Origin of the sequence: Streptacidiphilus melanogenes, from assembly GCF_000787835.1 — a bacterium.
Lineage (GTDB): Bacteria > Actinomycetota > Actinomycetes > Streptomycetales > Streptomycetaceae > Streptacidiphilus > Streptacidiphilus melanogenes.
In genome coordinates this window covers 1-18374 of record NZ_BBPP01000078.1, presented here as the reverse complement: position 1 = coordinate 18374, position 18374 = coordinate 1, and the positions used below count along the sequence as shown (strand labels likewise).

General features: G+C 71.9%; 18 protein-coding genes. 8 read left to right on the top strand and 10 right to left on the bottom strand.

Annotated elements, in window-relative coordinates:
- Window positions 1-70 precede the first annotated feature (70 nt).
- The 7 genes from TR49_RS38220 to ssd form a co-directional block, all read right to left on the bottom strand.
- Window positions 71-457: an Rv3654c family TadE-like protein gene (locus TR49_RS38220; RefSeq protein WP_201776282.1), complete on the bottom strand. Its 387-nt coding sequence runs from the start codon at window positions 455-457 to the stop codon at window positions 71-73.
- Window positions 458-462: 5 nt separating this feature from the next.
- Window positions 463-831, bottom strand: coding sequence for a TadE family type IV pilus minor pilin (locus TR49_RS38215; RefSeq protein WP_042390758.1), 369 nt, complete (start codon window positions 829-831; stop codon window positions 463-465).
- Entirely contained in the window at window positions 821-1009 is a 189-nt protein-coding gene (locus TR49_RS38210) for a DUF4244 domain-containing protein (protein WP_052434977.1), read from the bottom strand. The genes TR49_RS38215 and TR49_RS38210 overlap by 11 nt, the downstream gene beginning before the upstream one ends.
- A 385-nt stretch (window positions 1010-1394) precedes the next feature.
- Window positions 1395-1982 (bottom strand): type II secretion system F family protein, encoded by a 588-nt coding sequence (locus tag TR49_RS38205; RefSeq protein ID WP_152627693.1) that lies wholly within the window; start codon window positions 1980-1982, stop codon window positions 1395-1397.
- Window positions 1983-2241: 259 nt separating this feature from the next.
- A complete protein-coding gene (locus TR49_RS38200) occupies window positions 2242-3324 on the bottom strand; it encodes a type II secretion system F family protein (protein ID WP_236653730.1) in 1083 nt (360 codons plus the stop codon).
- Window positions 3324-4586: a TadA family conjugal transfer-associated ATPase gene (locus tag TR49_RS38195; RefSeq protein WP_084725835.1), complete on the bottom strand. Its 1263-nt coding sequence runs from the start codon at window positions 4584-4586 to the stop codon at window positions 3324-3326. The genes TR49_RS38200 and TR49_RS38195 overlap by 1 nt, the downstream gene beginning before the upstream one ends.
- Window positions 4583-5752, bottom strand: a complete 1170-nt coding sequence (gene ssd / locus TR49_RS38190; RefSeq protein ID WP_439654168.1) for a septum site-determining protein Ssd — start codon at window positions 5750-5752, stop codon at window positions 4583-4585. The genes TR49_RS38195 and ssd overlap by 4 nt, the downstream gene beginning before the upstream one ends.
- Before the next feature lie 375 nt (window positions 5753-6127).
- Between ssd and TR49_RS38185 the strand changes: the two genes are divergently transcribed.
- Window positions 6128-6979: an HAD family hydrolase gene (locus tag TR49_RS38185; protein WP_042390756.1), complete on the top strand. Its 852-nt coding sequence runs from the start codon at window positions 6128-6130 to the stop codon at window positions 6977-6979.
- A 397-nt stretch (window positions 6980-7376) separates the two neighbouring features.
- On the opposite strand, the gene TR49_RS38180 is transcribed toward TR49_RS38185, so the two are convergent.
- Complete coding sequence (locus TR49_RS38180; RefSeq protein ID WP_042390754.1) at window positions 7377-8378, bottom strand: Fic family protein; 1002 nt, start codon at window positions 8376-8378, stop codon at window positions 7377-7379.
- Window positions 8379-8699: 321 nt separating this feature from the next.
- On the opposite strand from TR49_RS38180, the gene TR49_RS38175 reads away from it, so the two are divergent.
- The 7 genes from TR49_RS38175 (at window position 8700) to TR49_RS38145 (ending at window position 16031) form a co-directional block, all read left to right on the top strand.
- Complete coding sequence (locus tag TR49_RS38175; RefSeq protein ID WP_042390752.1) at window positions 8700-9695, top strand: ATP-binding protein; 996 nt, start codon at window positions 8700-8702, stop codon at window positions 9693-9695.
- A gap of 158 nt (window positions 9696-9853) precedes the next feature.
- Window positions 9854-10570, top strand: coding sequence for a carbonic anhydrase (locus TR49_RS38170; RefSeq protein WP_084725834.1), 717 nt, complete (start codon window positions 9854-9856; stop codon window positions 10568-10570).
- Between the two features lie 177 nt (window positions 10571-10747).
- A complete protein-coding gene (gene acs / locus TR49_RS38165; RefSeq protein WP_236653729.1) occupies window positions 10748-12706 on the top strand; it encodes an acetate--CoA ligase in 1959 nt (652 codons plus the stop codon).
- Between the two features lie 140 nt (window positions 12707-12846).
- The gene (nhaA, locus tag TR49_RS38160) at window positions 12847-14142 is read left to right on the top strand and encodes a Na+/H+ antiporter NhaA (RefSeq protein WP_052434975.1); all 1296 of its coding nucleotides are present in this window, start codon (window positions 12847-12849) and stop codon (window positions 14140-14142) included.
- 121 nt (window positions 14143-14263) lie between these two features.
- Complete coding sequence (locus TR49_RS38155; protein WP_236653728.1) at window positions 14264-14680, top strand: phage holin family protein; 417 nt, start codon at window positions 14264-14266, stop codon at window positions 14678-14680.
- A gap of 96 nt (window positions 14681-14776) precedes the next feature.
- Complete coding sequence (locus TR49_RS38150; protein ID WP_042390741.1) at window positions 14777-15712, top strand: alpha/beta fold hydrolase; 936 nt, start codon at window positions 14777-14779, stop codon at window positions 15710-15712.
- Window positions 15713-15842: 130 nt separating this feature from the next.
- Window positions 15843-16031: a hypothetical protein gene (locus tag TR49_RS38145; protein ID WP_042390739.1), complete on the top strand. Its 189-nt coding sequence runs from the start codon at window positions 15843-15845 to the stop codon at window positions 16029-16031.
- A gap of 69 nt (window positions 16032-16100) precedes the next feature.
- On the opposite strand, the gene TR49_RS38140 is transcribed toward TR49_RS38145, so the two are convergent.
- Together TR49_RS38140 and TR49_RS38135 are read right to left on the bottom strand one after the other, a co-directional pair.
- A complete protein-coding gene (locus TR49_RS38140; protein ID WP_042390738.1) occupies window positions 16101-16799 on the bottom strand; it encodes a metal-dependent hydrolase in 699 nt (232 codons plus the stop codon).
- 162 nt (window positions 16800-16961) lie between these two features.
- Complete coding sequence (locus TR49_RS38135) at window positions 16962-18140, bottom strand: MarP family serine protease (RefSeq protein ID WP_042390737.1); 1179 nt, start codon at window positions 18138-18140, stop codon at window positions 16962-16964.
- Window positions 18141-18374 lie beyond the last annotated feature (234 nt).

The following is an 18374-nucleotide window of genomic DNA, read 5'->3' as shown; positions in this document are numbered from 1 at the left end:
GCGGGCCTCCCCAGAGCGGCTGGGCACCAAGGCATCGGGCCCCCAAGGCATCGACCGGCGCGCCGGTCGATCAGAACGGCGCCGTGACCGGACCGGCACGGGCACGGGCCCGGGCCGGTGGAAGGCCGGGGATCAGACCGCTCGGGGAGGGCGCGGAGACCTCCACCACAACGCTGTCCTCCTGCGCGTCTGCACGGATCGTGCACGAGCGCAGCGTGGCACCCTGGGCCGAGGCGATGGCAGCGGCCTCGGCGCACGCCTCGCCCGGGTCCAGGAGCAGTCGGCCCGCTGCGGCGAGAGCGGCCAAGTCGGCCGCCGACTCGGCCCGGTGGCGGGCGGCGACCGCACCTGCCACGCCCAGGGCCGCAGTTGCCGCCAGACCGACCAGGCAGAGCAGGGCCACCAACCAGATCGTGGCGGCACCCGCATCCTCGCGTCGCCCGCCTGATGGGCTCACGGGCCTCACGGCTTGGCCCCCGGTTCGCCGGGCTCCCGCTCGGCCACAGCCGTCGCGGAGACCCTGAAGCTGAGCAGCCCGCCCGGGCCGCTGGTCTCGGCGGACACCTCCGCACGCACCTGGTCTCCGGCGGAGCTGACCGAGACCGAGGCGCCGGGAGGCGCGGCGGCCTGGCCCAGGGCGGCCGCCGCCGGATCCCCTCGTGCGGCGGCGCGTGCTGCCTCGCGTGCCGCGTCGACGCAGCGCACCTTCGCCGAACCGACCAGCACGGCCCACAGCAGCATCGTGGTGACCAGCACCAACGCCGGAAGGGCAACGGCCGTCTCGGCGGTGGTGTAGCCCGCATCGGACGGGCGCCGGCCCTCAGACGGCACCGAGGGCTCGCCGGATCAGGCCCTGCAGCGCCGAGGAGACAGCCCCGCTGGTGACCACCTTGTAGAGCAACGCCGCGAATCCGCATGCGGCGACTGTGCCGACCGCGTACTCGGCCGTCGTCATGCCGTCGTCGGAGGCGAAGCGCCCGTAGCGAGCGCGTGACCCCCGGCGGAGCATCTGGCCACCGTGCATCAGCCACACCTGGGTCGTGCAGACCAGCAGCTCCAGGGCGACACCCGGACGCCGAAGGCAGAGCCGTACGAACGGCACCCCTCGCGGCGGCGAGGTGCACGGGAACGTGACACGGGGCGGTGTCGTACGTGATGGCGTCATGCCCGGCGTCGCCAGACCAGGCGGTGGGAGGTGCGTGGGCGGCATCGTGCCGCACGCCGGGCGGTCGCTCGAAGTGGGGTCGAAGGTCGGGTCGTCAGCGGATGTGGTCATGCCGGCTCCTCAGGCGATGGACTGACGGATCGGTGGGTGAGCGGGCAGGCCCGCGTCGCGGAACGTGGGCCTGCCCGGCTTGTCGTACGGGGCAGCGGACGTGGCACCTGCGTCTCGCTCAGAGTCGGCCCAGGAAGATCCCGGCCAGGCCGGTGACCACCGGGACGACTCCGACGAGGACGAAGGCGGGCAGGAAGCACAGCCCCAGCGGGGCGGTCGCGAGCACTCCCGCGCGGCGCACCCGGGCCTGGGCCTCGCGCGCGGCCGAGGCCCGCTCCGCGTCGGCGAGCCGCGCGAGACCGGCCGCCGGAGGCGCTCCGCTCGAGGCGGCACGGGCGAGGCACCGGCCCAGCGGGGCGAGCACCGGTTCGGCCTCGCCGAGTCGTTCCCAGCAGGCTTCCGGGGCGGCGCCCATGGAGAGCTGGACGGCGGCGGCCACGAGCCGCCCCGCCATGGGCTCCGGCATCGCCTCGGCAACTGCCGCGACGGCGGCGTCAGGCGGGCACCAGGAGGCCATGCAGCCCGCCAGCAGATCTGCTGCGAGTGGCAGTTGGGACCGCAGCAGCTCTGACTGCCGTCGCCGGTCCCGCTCGTCCGGCCCCGGCGGAGCCGGCAGGAAGCGGAGGCCGAGCACGGCCACCACCGCCCCCAGCAGCCAGCCCGTCGGCCCGCCTAACAGGGCTGCCGCTCCGGCCCCGAGCAGCAACGACGCGATTTTCGGCAGGAGCCGCTCCCGGCCCGGGCGCCTGCCCGGCCGCCGCCTCCGGCGGATGGGATCGACTCCGACCTGGCGGGCCCTGTTGCGGATCCGCCGATGCCGGATCCGGAGCACCGCACCCGAGACCGTAGCGGTGAGCCCACTGGCGGCCGCCGCTGCGAGAACCCACCCGCTGTTCACGAGGCCGCTCCGTACAGCTGCCGGACAGGGCCGGGGCGACGGGCCGCTCGCCGCCGTCGGGTCTGGCTCATGTCGCACCCTCCGCCATACGGGCGATGCGCGCCGTCCAGGTCAACCCGGCGTATTCGAGGGACGCTCCCACCATCAGGCACACCAGTCCTGACGTGGTGTGGAGCAGCACTTGCACGGGATCGGCTCCGAGGGCCGCTCCGAGGGCGAGGCCGAAGACCGGGAGGAGGGCCAGGAGCACCGCCGTCGAACGCGGGCCGGCCAGTTCTGCCCGGACGGAGTCGCGCAGGGCTCGCGCTGCACGCAACCCCTCGGCCACCCGGTCGAGTCCTTCGGCCAGACCCGCCCCGCTGGCGGAGGTGACCCGCCAGCACGCGGCCGCGCCTCTGGCGCCCTCGGCTCCCGGCGATTCCGCCAGTAGGCGGAGTGCCCCGTCCACCGACCCGCCGAGCCGGACGGCGGCCAGCAGGGCGGTCGAGTCGAGCGCGTCGCCGTGGGGGAGACCCTCGACGGCCATCTCGACCGCCTGGTGCGGGGTCGCCCCGGTGCGGAGCTCGCCGGCCAGAGCCGCGCAGAGCTCCACCACGGCGGCTTGACGGCACTCCCGTTCCCGCGCCACCCGCCTTCGTCGTCGCCATCGGATCACCGGCCAGACGGCCGCCGCTCCCACCAATCCGGGCACCGGTGACGCCGCAAGCCAGGCGCCGACCGCGCCCAGCGGCACAAGGAGCAGCTCCACCGGCAGGGCCGCCCGCAGCCGTCGCAACCGCCCTCGCCAGGGAGCGGGCCGCTGCGTGGTGGCCCCGGGACACAGGCGGACGATCCGCCTGGCGGCCCTGTCCCGCCTGGCCAGCCACCAGGCGAGCCAGCCGAGCGTCCCCATCACCGCCGCCGTCGCCAGGGCGTGCGGCCCGGGCCAGGAGAAGACCGGCCCGGCCGTGGCACGCTCGGAGGGAGCGCCCGTCCTCGACAGCCAGGCCACCAGGGCCTGAGCCGTCCACGTGCGGGCCGGTGCTCCGGACGTGGACCAGGTGGGGGCGGCCTGCCAGGCGTGAACTCCGTAACGCCACATGGGCGCGCCTGTCAGGGACCACCCGGTGCCGCCCTGCTGGCCGCTGAGCCCGGGAAGACCGACCGGCATCAGCCGGCCCCTCCCTTCGGTCGCGACCACGGAGCCCGCAGCCCGCCGCAGCGCTCGGCGAGGCGGGGCCATCCGGGGCCAGGCTCCTGGCCGCCCGCGGCCGGGAAGCGGACTGCCGGAAGGGCTGTGACGAGGCCGTCCTCGCCCCGTTCGAGGACGCAGACCTCGGCCACCCGGCGCTGTCCGCCGGGCCCCCGTACCAGGTGCACGACCGCGTCCAACGCCGCGGCCAACTGGCTGTGCAGGGCCGTTCGGCCGAGGCCCGCCGTGGCCGCCAGAGCCTCCAGCCTGGCCGGCACGTCGGAGGCGGCGTTCGCGTGGACCGTGCCACAGCCGCCCTCGTGACCGGTGTTCAGGGCGGCGAGGAGATCCAGTACCTCGCTGCCGCGGACCTCGCCGACGACCAGACGGTCCGGGCGCATCCGCAGCGCCTGTCGGACCAGGTCCCGGAGGTCGATGCCCCCGGCGCCCTCCTGGTTGGGCGGTCGGCCCTCCAGCCGGACCAGATGGGGGTGGTCGGGCTGGAGCTCGGCCGAGTCCTCGACGACGACCAGGCGCTCGCCCGCAGGGACCAGCCCCAGCAGTGCAGCGAGCAGCGTGGTCTTTCCCGTGCCCGTACCGCCCGAGACCAGGTAGGCCACACGGGCACGTACGAGGGCGTGGAGCAGCCCCGCTCCCCAGGTGGTCAGTGAGCCGGACGCCACCAACTCCTCGAGGGTGAAAGGGCGGGGACGGCTGACGCGCAGTGAGATCAAGGTGCAGCCGACGGCAACGGGCGGCAGCACCGCGTGCAACCGTACCCCTTGGGGCAGTCGGGCGTCCGTCCAGGGCCGGGCGTCGTCGAGGCGGCGCCCCGCGGTGTGGGCGAGCCGCTGGGCCAGACGGCGTACCGACGGCTCGTCGGCGAACTTGACGTCCCTGGCACGCTGCAGGCCGTGCCCGCGGTCGACCCACACCTCGCGCGGGCCGTTGACCAGGACGTCGGTGACCTCCGGATCACTGAGCAGGCGGTCGAGGGGACCCGCGCCGACCATCTCGGCGCGCAGCTCCCGGACGATCTCCAGCACCTCGGTGTCCCCGTAGGGCCGGCCCTGGGCGCGCAGGGCCGCTGCGACGCCGGTGATGGTGGGCTCCGACCCGGACTCGGCCAGCCGCAGCCGTACCGCGTCCAGAAGGGCCGAGGAGACCGCCCCGGACGGTCCGGCGGTCGTGCGTCCGCTGCCCGCGTGGGTGCGGTGTCCCGTGCTCGTGCTCCTCGTCATGCCGCCACTCCCCCACCGTCAGTGAGGCCGGCCCCGGCCAGAGCCTCGGTCAGAAACGCGGTACAGAACCGGCCCAGAGGGCCCTTGGGCCGGACTCCCGGCGGGCGCCCGCACTCCAGATCGGCGGCCAGCCCCGGTTCCGGGGCCAGCTCTCCGGCAAGGGGCAGCCGCAGGCCCCGGGCGACCTCGGCGCCCGTCATCCCGCTCGGGGAGGGGCCCCGGACGACGGCCCGCACATCCGACAGGCGCATGGCCGCCGCGGCGGCCACCCTGCTCGACGCCGCCATCGCCCGCAGCTCGGCCGGCACCACCAGCAGGCCCAGATCGGCCTGTTCGAGAGCCTCCGCCGCCGCGTCGTCGATGCGGCGCGGCAGGTCGAGCACCACCACACCCCCGCGCCGCCTGGCGGCGCCGAGCACGGTGCGCACCGCCTCGCCGGGGATGGTGAGCGTGTCCCCTCGGTCCCAGCTGAGGGCCGCGAGGCGGTGCAGCCGGGGCAGGGACTGCTCCAGCTCGACGGCGTTGACCCGGCCTCGGGAGGAGGCGAGATCGGGCCAGCGCAGCCCCACCGCCCCTTCTCCCCCGAGCAGGACGTCGAGCCCGCCGCCGAGCGGATCGACGTCGATGAGCACCGTCCGGTGACCCTCACGTGCAGCCGTGAGGGCGAGGGCGCAGGCCAAGGTCGAGGCTCCGGCCCCACCGCGTCCGCCCATGACCGCGACGGTCAGGGCGGGCGAGCCGACGCCCTCCGCGGCGTCGGCGACCCGGTCGAGCAGCCATGGCTCGCTGTCGGGCAGGAAGACGACGTGCTCGGCGCCGATGGCGACGGCCTTCTGCCACACGGCGGCGTCGTCCAGATCGGCCCCGACGAGCAGCACGCCCGGCCGCCGAGTCACCGCCGCCATGCGTTCGGCCACGTCGACTCCGACGAGGACGAGCGTCGCGGCCTCCCATGCCTGGCGCGGCGGCGGGGCCCCGCACACGACGTGAGGGGTGGCTCCAGCGGCGGCGCACAGCTTGAGCAGTGCCTCGATCAGCTCGTCGTCCTCGGTGACGATCAGCGGCCCGAACCGCATCTCCCGCCCGTCGAGCGACGGGGCGGGCGGGCCGACGGGCGGGACTGCGGGCGGCCCGTCGGGCGGATCGGTGGGTGGGCGTCCGGCCATGTCGGCTCCCTCGCGGAGTGATGGACGCGCCCGTTTCGGCGCGGACACCACAGTGCGTCGAATTCGCAAGGGGCCGGTGTAGCGAGCCGCAATCTGTGGATAAACAAGGGGGTGTGGAAAACCAGGCCACACGTGGGAGTGATAAAGCGCCGAGAGGTTGACGCATCCCCGCGTTCATCGGGAAATCGCACCGCGGCACCTGGCCGCCGACATGCGACGACCCCCGCCGGGGGGGAGAGCGGGGGTCGTCCTCCACAGCCCGACTCGGGGGGGGAGGAGTCGAGCTGGGTTAGCACGGTCGCGAACGATCCGTGACTTCCATGGTGTACCCGAAGCCCTTCTCAAGCAAACCCACCGCGCCGGGCCTTGCGCCGAATGGTTGGCACTTATCCTCGACTCGTGGAAAACCACTCGCAGCCCCGCCCAGCACGCCAGGCAGCCTTCTTCGACCTGGACAAGACCGTGATCGCGAAGTCCAGCGCGCTGGCCTTCAGCCGGCCCCTCTACCGGGGCGGGCTGATCAATCGCCGTGCGGTGCTGAAGAGCGCCTACGCACAGTTCGTGTTCCTGGCGGGCGGCGCCGACCACGACCAGATGGAGAAGATGCGGCAGTACCTCTCCTCCCTCGCGCGCGGCTGGAACGTTGCCCAGGTCCGCGAGATCGTCGCGGAGACCCTGCACGACCTGATCGACCCGCTGATCTACGACGAGGCCGCCTCGCTCATCGAGGAGCACCACGCGGCCGGCCGCGACGTGGTGATCGTCAGCAGTTCGGGCTCCGAGCTGGTCGAGCCGATCGGCGAGATGCTCGGCGCCGACCACGTCATCGCCACCCGGATGGCCGAGCAGGACGGCTGCTACACCGGTGAGATCGACTTCTACGCCTATGCGGAGAACAAGGCCGTCGCGATCCGCGAGCTGGCCGCCGTCGAGGGCTACGACCTGCAGCGCTGCTACGCGTACAGCGACTCCGCCACCGATCTGCCGCTGCTGGAGGCCGTCGGCCACCCCCACGCCGTCAACCCCGACCGGGCGCTGCGGCGCGAGGCGCAGGCGCGTTCCTGGCCGGTGCTGGTCTTCACCCGCCCCGTTCAGCTGCGGGAACGCAGCGCCTCGCTCGCCGTGACCAGCCGTCCGATGCTGGCGGCCGCCGCACTGGGCGCGGCTGTGACCGCCGCCGGGCTGGTCTGGTACGCGGCGCGGCGCTCCGGCCGCCCCGGAGCATGACCGGCCTGGTTCCACGAGCGGTGCGGGAGACAGAGGGCCGTCGCGCGACACCCGAGGTAAAGAAGTGAGCCCCCGGGTTCCGCTTCTGCTCGTTCCGCGCTACAAAGGAGTTACGGCCCGCGAGACCGGATGGAACACCTCAGACGGCGACGTTGAAAGGAACCATCGAAGCGTCAGGCCACACGGACCGCGTACAGCCTCCGGGCACCCACGGCTAGCCGACCCACGATCTGGGCCGCCACACCCGGTGAACGGGCAGAGTTCCCCGCCGGATGGGCACGACAAAGGCAACGCATGGTCACTCGGATCCTGTGCCAGCGGCGGCATCCCGCGATGCCGCCGCAACCCTTTTCCGGCACGGCGCCCTCGAATCCCTGACCCGCCAGGGCCAGGGAGATCAGGCCATGCCGCGCTGCATCGCCTCGCAGACGGCCGTGCTCTCCCGGACTCCGAGGCGCAGCGCCTGGGCGCAGTGGGCGATCCAGGCGGCCATGCCGTCCGCCGTACCCGAGGCGTAGCCCGTGAGGGCGGCGAGGTACGCGTCGCTCCCCAGCTCGGCGAGGCCGACCTCCATCGGGCAGACGGCCTTCGGATCGAGCCCCTCGGCGATCAGCACGATGCGCGTCGCAGCTCGCGCCACCAGGCCGTTCGCACTGGTGAAGGGACGGAGGGCAAGCAGCTCACCGTGGACCACGGCAGCCACCACGAGGGCGGGGGCCGTTCGCTCGTTCGGGTGCTTGGTGCCACCGCGGCTGGCCAAGATGTGGGCGAGGGTGTCCAATCGTCCCGAGACCTCGGCGGCCGACGGCGCCGGGGGCAGTGAGAGGTCGAGAGTCCGCTCCAGCGCGGCGAACTCCGTCTCGACCTTCTCCGTAGCGGCCAGCGGGTGCCGGAAGAGCACCTCGGCGGGTTCGTCGGCCCGCCGCGGCCGCCCCACAGCGATGGCGCCGAGGCCACCGGACGCCTCCCCGGTCATGGCGTCGACCGAGTCCGAGGCGGAGCCCCCACCCGTGTCGCCGACGGCGAGCAGGTGCAAGCGGGCGAGGACCTGAAGCGGGGAGTGACGCCAGGTCCCGAGCAGCTGCCCGACCTCCGCGTTCAGGCGCAGCGCACCACCGACCAAGCGGGCATCAGCCTCACGTCCGAAGTCGGTACGGCGGCGCACCTCCTCGAGCGGCCAGTTCGCGCCCTCCAGAGCGGCGGAGGCGCGGGCGCCGCGGAGGGCCGCCTCGGAGGTGACCTCGGCGGCGCGGCGGCGCATCACCCTGTGCCCGTAGAGACGGTCCACAGCGCGGCGGGTTTCGGCGACGGCCTCGGCGACGCCCGGCAGTTCGCCCAGGGGTGCCAGCGGGTCCGCCGGACCGGATGCGGCGGAGGAGGAAGGAGTGCTCGTGCTCACCGCACCGACATTACGGAACTCCTGGGCGGCCGGAGCCCGAAGGGGGACGTGGGGTGCATCACCCGAAAGTGTCAAGGATCAGTGAAAGCCGATCTACGGGCCCGGGGGCGTCGCTACGATGGTCAGGAATCGGTGACGATAACGGTTATCAATAAGCGCATCGACACCGCGACCGTCGGCCCGATCGTCGGGGGAGCATCGTCGGAGGGCCGCCTTGTCGGCAGCTCTCGACAGCCCCTCGACGCGCCAGGGCGGCGTGACGGCGTCGCGCCGCAGCCCAATCCTCGCTGCGCACCACCCCGAGTCCCGTCCGGAGCTCCCATGAAGATCGCCTTCGTCGGCAAGGGCGGCAGTGGCAAGACCACGCTGTCCTCCCTGTTCGTCCGCCATCTCGCTGTGGCCGGGAGCCCGGTGGTGGCGGTGGACGCCGATGTGAACCAGCACCTGGGCGCCGCCTTGGGGCTCACCGACGAGGAGTGCGCAACGCTGCCCTCGCTCGGCGCCGAGCTCCCGGCCATCAAGGAGTACCTGCGCGGGGGAAACCCCCGGATCGCCGACGCCGCGTCAATGATCAAGACGACGCCGCCCGGACGGGGCTCCCGGCTGCTGCGGATCGTCGAGGACAATCCGGTGTACCGGCTCTGCGCCCGGCCGGTCACCGTGGACGGCGCCTCGCTGCGCCTGATGGCGACGGGCGCCTTCGACGAGGAGGACCTCGGCGTCGCCTGCTACCACTCGAAGGTGGGCGCAGTGGAGCTCTGTCTCAACCACCTGGTCGACGGTCCCGGCGAGTACTGGGTGACCGACATGACGGCCGGCGCCGACTCCTTCGCCTCGGGTCTGTTCACCCGCTTCGACCAGACCTTCCTGGTCTGCGAGCCCACGCGCAAGGGCGTCGCGGTGTACCGGCAGTACCGGGACTACGCCGCGGACTACGGCGTCCGGCTGCACGTGGTCGGCAACAAGGTCGAGAGCGAGGACGACCTCGACTTCCTCCGACAGGAGTTGGGCGACGCCCTGCTCGCGGGGTTCGGGCGCTCCGCGTGGGTACGCCGGACGGAGCAGGGGCGCGCGCCGGCCTTCACCGAGCTGGAACCGGCCAACGCCGAGGTGCTGCAGGTCATGCAGAAGACGGTCGACGCCTCCCATGCCGAGCGGGACTGGGGCCGCTACACCCGCCAGATGGTCTCCTTCCACCTTCGCAACGCGAAGAGTTGGGGCAACGCCAAGACGGGCTCCGACCTGGCCGCCCAGGTCGATCCCGGCTTCGTCCTGGGCGAGCACCTGACCGGCCTGCCCGAACCACTGAGGGTCTGACCAGCTGTCATACCCGGCCCGCGCTCCGCCCTCAGGAGTGAACTTGGGCCGCCGGGAGCGCCAAGAAGGTAAAGGATTCATTACTCTTCGTTTACCGATTCTTGGCCTTCCCGTGGCATACCCCGCCGCGCCGTCCTACCCCACAGGAGACGCGACCCATGCACAGCACGCCGACTAACGAGACCTGTCCGCTGTCCCCGCCTGCCGTCCCGGCCATGGCCGCGCCGGACGCCCTGACCGGCGTCCGGGACTTCCAGCGGCACACCGCGCCACTGCTCCGTCCCGAGCTGGCGCGGCTGGCCCGGGAGGGGCAGTCACCCTCCCAGCTCTTCATCACCTGCGCCGACTCGCGGATGATCCCCAACGTGATCACCAATAGCGGCCCGGGAGAGCTGTTCACCGTCCGGAACATCGGCAACCTGGTGCCACCCACGGCCGACGACAGCGTCTTCGCCGCCGTGGAGTACGCGGTGGACGTGCTGAACGTCCGACATGTCACCGTCTGCGGGCACTCCGGCTGCGGTGCCATGCAGTCTCTGCTGCACGGGGCGCACCGCCGCGACGGCCGGGCCGGGACGCCGCTGACCCGCTGGCTGCGCCACGGTCAGGACTCCCTGCACCGGGTCCGGCACACGCCGGCTCGCTTCCACGGTCGGTCCCCGTCGACCGACCCGCTGGAGCGGCTCTGTCTGACGAACGTGGTCCAGCAGCTCGACAATCTGCTGGCTCACCCGAGCGTGGCTCGCAGGACGGAACTCGGCACGATCCGACTGACGGGGCTCTACTTCGAACTGACGACGGCCCAGACCTACGTCTGGTCGCCCGGCAACCGGGGCTTCCTGCCCGTGCACCCCGGCGCCGACGCCGCCGCCTGAAGCCGCCCTGGGCATGCTGAGGGCCCCAGGACCACCAGGCCCGCCGACCGAAGGCCGAAGGGGGCTTGACCCCCGGTAAAGGTCTACACCAATTTTGGGGCCCGGCCTTGTCAGCACACCTGTCGACCTGGTGAGCTATCTCACGAAACCAGGACGTAATCGATGAGGAGTGTTGCGTTGAGCAGCAATGAGAGTCTGGCGAACCTGCTGAAGGAGGAGCGGCGGTTCGCACCTCCCGCAGCGCTCGCCGCAGCCGCCAACGTCACCGCCGAGGCCTACGCCGAGGCCAAGGCCGACCGCCTGGCGTTCTGGGCCGCGCAGGCCCGGCGCCTGAGCTGGGCCAAGGAGCCCACCGAGACGCTCGACTGGTCCAACCCGCCCTTCGCCAAGTGGTTCGCCGACGGCGAGCTGAACGTCGCCTACAACTGCGTGGACCGGCACGTCGAGGCCGGCCTGGGCGACCGCGTGGCGATCCACTTCGAGGGCGAGCCCGGCGACACCCGCACCATCACGTACGCCCAGCTCAAGGACGAGGTCGCCCGCGCCGCCAACTCCCTGCTGGAGTTGGGCGTGACCAAGGGCGACCGGGTCGCGATCTACCTGCCGATGATCCCCGAGGCCGTGGTCGCGATGCTCGCCTGCGCCCGCGTGGGCGCCCCGCACTCGGTGGTGTTCGGCGGCTTCTCGGCCGACGCCGTGTCCTCCCGGATCCAGGACGCGGACGCCAAGCTGGTCATCACCGCGGACGGTGGCTACCGCCGCGGCAAGCCGAGCGCCCTGAAGCCGGCCATCGACGAGGCGCTGCAGTCCTGCCCGCAGGTCGAGCACGTGCTGGTGGTGCGCCGCACCGGCCAGGAGACCTCCTGGACCGAAGGCCGGGACGTGTGGTGGCACGAGATCACCGAGCGTCAGTCCGCCGAGCACGCGCCGGAGGCCCACGCGGCCGAGCACCCGCTGTTCATCCTGTACACCTCCGGCACCACGGGTAAGCCGAAGGGCATCCTGCACACCACAGGCGGCTACCTGACCCAGGCCAGCTACACCCACAACGCCGTCTTCGACCTCAAGCCGGAGACCGACGTCTACTGGTGCACCGCCGACATCGGCTGGGTCACCGGGCACTCCTACATCGTCTACGGGCCGCTTTCGAACGGCGCCACGCAGGTCATGTACGAGGGCACGCCGGACACGCCGCACCAGGGCCGCTTCTGGGAGATCGTCCAGAAGTACGGGGTCACCATCCTCTACACCGCGCCCACCGCGATCCGCACCTTCATGAAGTGGGGCGACGACATCCCCGCGAAGTTCGACCTGTCCTCGCTGCGGGTGCTGGGCAGCGTCGGCGAGCCGATCAACCCCGAGGCGTGGGTCTGGTACCGCGAGCACATCGGCAGCGGCCGCACCCCGATCGTCGACACCTGGTGGCAGACCGAGACCGGGGCCATGATGATCACCCCGCTGCCCGGCGTCACGGAGACCAAGCCCGGCTCGGCCCAGGTGCCGCTGCCCGGCATCGCGGCCACCGTGGTCGACGACGAAGGTCGCGAGGTGCCCAACGGCTCGGGTGGCTACCTGGTGCTGACGGAGCCGTGGCCGTCGATGCTGCGTACCGTCTGGGGCGACGACCAGCGCTACCTCGACACCTACTGGTCCCGCTTCCAGGGCCGCTACTTCGCCGGCGACGGGGCCAAGAAGGACGAGGACGGCGACATCTGGCTGCTCGGCCGGGTGGACGACGTGATGCTGGTCTCCGGTCACAACATCTCGACCACCGAGGTCGAGTCGGCCCTGGTCTCCCACCCGCAGGTGGCCGAGGCCGCGGTGGTCGGCGCCACCGACGCCACCACCGGTCAGGCCATCGTCGCCTTCGTCATCCTGCGCGGCACCGCTCAGGACTCGGACGAGCTGACCGCCGAGCTGCGCGACCACGTGGCCAAGGTGCTCGGCCCGATCGCCAAGCCCAAGCGGATCCTGACGGTCAGCGAGCTGCCCAAGACCCGCTCGGGCAAGATCATGCGCCGCCTGCTGCGCGACGTGGCCGAGAACCGCGCCGTCGGCGACGTCACCACGCTGGCGGACACCACCGTCATGGACCTGATCCAGAGCAAGCTCCCCGCGGCCCCCAGCGAGGACTGAGCAGGGATCACCCACCGGTCCTGACCGCGGCCCGTCCTCAGCCTCACGGCGGGGGCGGGCCGCGCGCTTCGACGACGCTTCGTTCGTACCTCCGTAGCATGTGACAAAACGGATGTATGTGACGGAAGCGAGGCCACCGCGTGAGCGCTCCGACGCCGCCACGTCGCCAGTTCCTGGCGCGGCTGCCTCTGCCGGAACGCGCCTTCATCGCTGACGCCCTGCGGGCGGAGACGGTCGGCGGCATCCTGCTGCTCATCGCCGCCGTGATGGCCCTCGTCTGGGCAAACGCGTGGCCGGGTTCGTACGAGACGGTCAGCTCCTACACCATCGGCCCGAGCAAGCCGCTGCACCTGGACCTCTCGATCGCCGACTGGGCCAACGACGGACTGCTGAGCGTCTTCTTCTTCGTGGCCGGCATCGAGCTCAAGCGCGAGCTCGTCGTGGGCGAGCTGCGCGACCCGCGCGCCGCGCTGCTGCCCGTCGTGGCCGCCGTGTGCGGCGTGGCGCTCCCCGCCGTCATCGACGTCATCGTCAACAGCGGTCCGGGCGGTCACCGGGGCGGCTGGGCGATCCCCACCGCCACGGACATCGCCTTCGCCCTGGGTGTGCTGGCGGTCGTCGGCTCACATCTGCCGTCCCCGCTGCGGGCCTTCCTGCTGACCCTGGCGGTGGTGGACGACCTGATCGCGATCCTGATCATCGCGATCTTCTACAGCCACGGCGTCAAACTCTGGGCCCTCGGCCTCTCCCTGCTCGGACTGGTGCTCTTCTACGTCCTGCACCGGGCACGGGTGCACGGGTGGTACATCTACGTGCCGCTGGCCGTGGTGATCTGGGCGCTGATGCACGAGGGCGGCATCCACGCCACCGTGGCCGGCGTGGCGATGGGCCTGATGCTGCGGGTCACCAAGGACCCGGGCGAGGAGCACTCGCCCGGCGAGCACATCGAACACCTGGTCCGCCCGTTCTCCGCCGGCTTCTGCGTGCCCGTCTTCGCGCTCTTCGCGGCCGGGGTGTCGATCAGCCCGCACGCCCTCGCCCAGGTGTTCACGGAGGCGGCCCCGCTCGGTGTGGTGCTGGGTCTGGTGATCGGCAAGACCTTCGGTGTCTTCGGCGGCACCTGGCTGACGGCGCGCTTCACCCGTGCGGAGCTGAACCCCGAACTGGCCTGGGCTGACCTGTTCTCGATCTCGGTCCTGTCCGGCATCGGGTTCACCGTCTCGTTGCTCATCGCCGAGCTGGCCTTCGGGCACGACCCTGAACTGACCGAACGCGTCAAAGCGGCAGTCCTGGTCGGCTCGCTGCTGTGCGCCGTCCTGGCGTCGGTGCTGCTGCGGATGCGCAACCAGAAGTACAAGCGACTGTGTGACGAAGAGGACGCGGGTGACGGCGATGTGTCCGGTGGTGACATACCGTCCGGTAGCGGCATGATCTGATAGAGCAACAGCGGCGGGCGGAAGCACCACTCCGGCCGCCACGGGGATCGCGTGAGTCGTGAGGATGAGGAGAAGCGATATGGCCGCTCCCGGGACCGGGACCGAGCGTACTGTTGGGGAGATGTTCGCCTCCGCGACCGCGGACCTGTCAGCGCTCGTCCACGACGAGATCGCGCTGGCGAAGCAGGAGATCAAGAAGGACGTCGTGCGCGGCGCGTCCGGCGGCGGCGCGATCGCCGTCGCCGCGGTCGTCCTGCTGGCCTCCGTCCCGATGTTCAGCTTCGCGGCGGCCTACGGGATCCACTCGACCGGCCTCGGCCTGGTCTGGTGCTTCCTCATCATGGGCGGCGTCTACGTCGTGATCGCGACCATTCTCGGCTTGATGGCGTACCGCTGGTTCAAGAAGGTCTCCCCGCCCGAGCGCACCATCGCGGGCGCGAAGGCCACGGTGGACGTGCTCAAGAACGCCAAGCCGCATCCGGCCCCGGCTGCACCGGCCATCCCCTCCGGCGACGGGCACCGGGCGCTGACCCCCTGACGCGCCCCGGCACGTCTTCCCCCGCCCCGACGCGCTGACACGGCTCACAGGGTGCTGAGGCGTCGCGCCGGGCCCAGGGTGTGACACGCTCTTCCCATGTCCTTCGACCCCGCCGCCTCCAGCGCCGACGCCTTCGATCCCCGCATCGACGGTCCGTGGACGCACCGCGACCTCGCCGCGAACGGGGCGCGCTTCCACATCGCCGAGCTCGGCGAGGGCCCACTGGTTCTGCTGGTGCACGGCTGGCCGCAGTTCTGGTGGACCTGGCGCCACCAGCTGACCGCCCTGGCCGCGGCCGGTTACCGCGCCGTCGCCGTCGACCTGCGCGGCGTCGGCGGAAGCGACCGGACACCCCGGGGCTACGACCCGTCGAACATGGCCCTGGACCTCACCGGGGTGATCCGCTCCCTCGGCGTCGCCGACGCGACGCTCGTCGGGCACGACTGGGGCGGATTCCTGGCCTGGACCGCGGCCGCGATGCGTCCCGCCCTGGTCCGACGGCTCGTCGTGGTCTCCAGCGCGCACCCGCGCAGCCTGCGGCGCTCGCTGCTGCGGGACCGGCGGCAGATCGTCGCCGCTGAGCACCTGCTGGGCTTCCAGCGCCCGTGGGTGCCGGAGCGGCAGCTGGCCGCAGGGGACGCCGCCGTGGTGGCGCAGTACCTGCGGGACTGGACCGGTCCCGGACGCCAGCCGAGCGAGAAGGAACTGCTGACGTACCGGCAGGCGATGCTGCTGTCGAACACCCGCCACTGCTCGATCGAGCCCTACCGGTGGCTGATGCGCTCGATGGGCCGCCCCGACGGCTTCCAGTTCTCCCGGCGCATGGACCGCAAGCTGCGTGTGCCGACGCTCCACGTGCACGGCGAGGAGGACCCGGTACTGCTGCCCGAGACGGCTCTCGGCTCGGGTGCGTACGTGGACGCACCCTACGACTGGCGCCCCCTGGACGGCATCGGCCACTACCCGCACGAGGAGGAGCCGGACGCGTTCTCCGACCTGCTCCTGGAGTGGCTGAAGGCTCGCCAGCCGTGACCGAGCCGTGTACCACGCGGCGACAGACGCGGCCCGTGCGGTGCGTAGTCGAGTGAATACGCCACTGGCATAAGCCAATTGGAACTTATGCTCGGGATTACCCACGCGCCTGCGCGGGCAACTTCGGAGTATGAGCTGGATGCACGAACGCGCCTCCGCGTCCCGAAGCCGTCGCCGCTCGCCCTCGAGCCTGCCGTCGGGCTCACCCAACACCCCGAAGGCGGTGACCGCGCTGCTGGAACCAGCGGGCCACGTCGGCTTCCCACGCCTGATCGGCCGTCGCGCCCGCTGGGTCACCTCACGACTGCGCCAACGCTGAACGGGCCGGCCCCCGCATTCACATGGGGGCCGACCCGTCGGATCGTCAGTGCGCTTCCTACTGCAATGACTAGAGCTTCTTCGGCGACAGAGCCGTGAACCAGAGCAGTGCGATGGTGCCGACGCCCATCAGCGGAACGAGTATCTCCGTCTCCAGCTTGTTGCCGCTGCTCTTGATGATCTCGATCTCGTAGCGGGTCTTGATCGGCCACAACCACGGCGCGCCCATCTTGGTGATGGAGTCGCCCAGCAGGTGCGCCACGCAGCCGAGCCCGACCGCGTAGGGAAGCCAACCCGGCGCGGAGGGAATGAACTTGGCGATCACCGCGGTGCCGATGGCGGCCTCCGCGACGATCGTGCCCCAGGCGTTGAACCCGTGCCCGGGCGGGCAGAGGTTCAGCGCCCGCACGGCCATGGCCAGCAGGAAGAAGGTCATGCCGAGCGTGAAGCCCCTGCCGACGTAGGTGACGCCCGCCCAGGTGCCGACGGTCATCAGGGCCACGAAGAAGAGCGAGTGCGTGGCATGCCGGTGGCCGCCCGAGATCCAGGCGACGAAGCGGCACAGCAACTTGCTGACCGGGCCGAGAAAGTTGGCGATGGTGCCGTCGTGGTGGTCCAGATCCGGCAGCAGGGCCGCGCCCGCGCACAGGATCGTTCCCATCAGGATCTCCTGCGGCTTGAGGTGAGCGTGCATCACCAGCTGCGGCAGAAAGGGCGAGGTGGCCGCGAAGAGCAGCGCCCCGCTCACCGCGTGCGAGTGGCCCATCATGACTGGTCGTCCTCCTGGTTGCTGACGCGATCTCACGCTCGCGCCGACCGTACCAGGAAGCCGGACCACCCTGAGCAGCCGATCTGATCACGATCGTGTCAGATCGGTTCGGCAAGGGGCCGGAGGGGGCCGGAGAGAGGACGGAGGCCGGAGCCGGCTCTGCTACAGCGCGCAGGCTTCCGTGTTCACAGGCGCCGTGAGGCCCACCCCGCGCTGGGCGTCGCCGCGGACCTCGTCGATGGTGAGCGCGTAGCCCGTCTGCGCGTCGTCGAGCGACTTGGCAAAGACCACGCCGTAGACCTCGCCGTCCGTCGTCAGCAGCGGGCCGCCGGAGTTGCCCTGCCGGACGGTGGACCGGATCGAGTAGACGTCACGGCTGACGTTGCCACGGTGGTAGATGTCCGGTCCGTTGGCCTCGATGCGGCCACGGATGCGAGCGGCCTGCACGTTGAAGGGGCCGTTCTCGGGGAACCCGGCGACGATCGCGTCGGCTCCCGTTCCTGCGGTGCCGGCGAAGGTCAGTGCGGGCGCTCGCAGACCGGGGACGTCCAGGACGGCCACGTCGCGCTGCCAGTCGTAGAGGACGACGTGGGCCTGGTAGGTGTGGCTGCCCAGGTGGACGGTCGGGTCGGTGACGCCGCCGACGACGTGGGCGTTGGTCATGACGCGGTCCGTCGCGTAGACGAAGCCGGTGCCCTCGATGACCTTGCTGCAGGAGGGGGCGGTCCCGATGACCTTCACGATGCTCTGCCGGGCCGCTCTCACCGCGGGGTCGTTCACCAGGGCCGGGTCCGGCGCGGGCACGTTGGTGATGGGCTCGTTCTGGAACGGGTTGAAGACCTGCGGGAAGCCGTTGCGGGCCAGCGTCGAGGTGAAGTCGGAGAACCAGCCGGGCGCCCCCGCGGGCAGCATGTCCTGGACCCCGCCGAGCACCTTGGAGCTGCGGACCTGGTGCGCCACCGTCGGCAGCGAGGTGCCGGCCAGCGCCGAGCCGATGAGCCAGGCCACCAGCAGCATGGCCACGATGTTGACCAGTGCCCCGCCGATCGCGTCGGGGACCCGCGCCTTGCTGCGGCCGATGCGGCCGCGCAGCTTCCAGGCCCAGTGCGTGGTGAACGCCTGACCGAACGCGGCGAAGACGATGACCACCACGACGGCGATCACGGAGGTGACCATCCCCGGTGAGAGGTGGGTCAGCAGCAGCGGCAGCAGCTGGACGGCGATCACGCCGCCGCCGAGGAAGCCGATGACGGAGAGCGCACCCACCACGAAGCCCTGCCGGTAGCCGCTCACGGCGAATCCGACGGCGGCAAGGATCAGCAGGACATCGAGGACGTTCACCCGGCTACCTTGCCACGGCCGCCCGAACGGGCGCAGTCCCTCCCCTGGCCTGTGGACAACTCGTGACACGCCCGTGCTGCGCCGTAGGCTGGGCGAGCGCGGGCAACGCCGCCGCAGGTCCGACGCCGCCACCCGGCCGTCCCAGCCCGGCCATCGACGCGGCAGCCCGATCGGTCCCGCCCGCGCGCGGACCGCGCCCGTGCCGGCCCGCCCCGCGCGCGGCCCGCCCAGGGC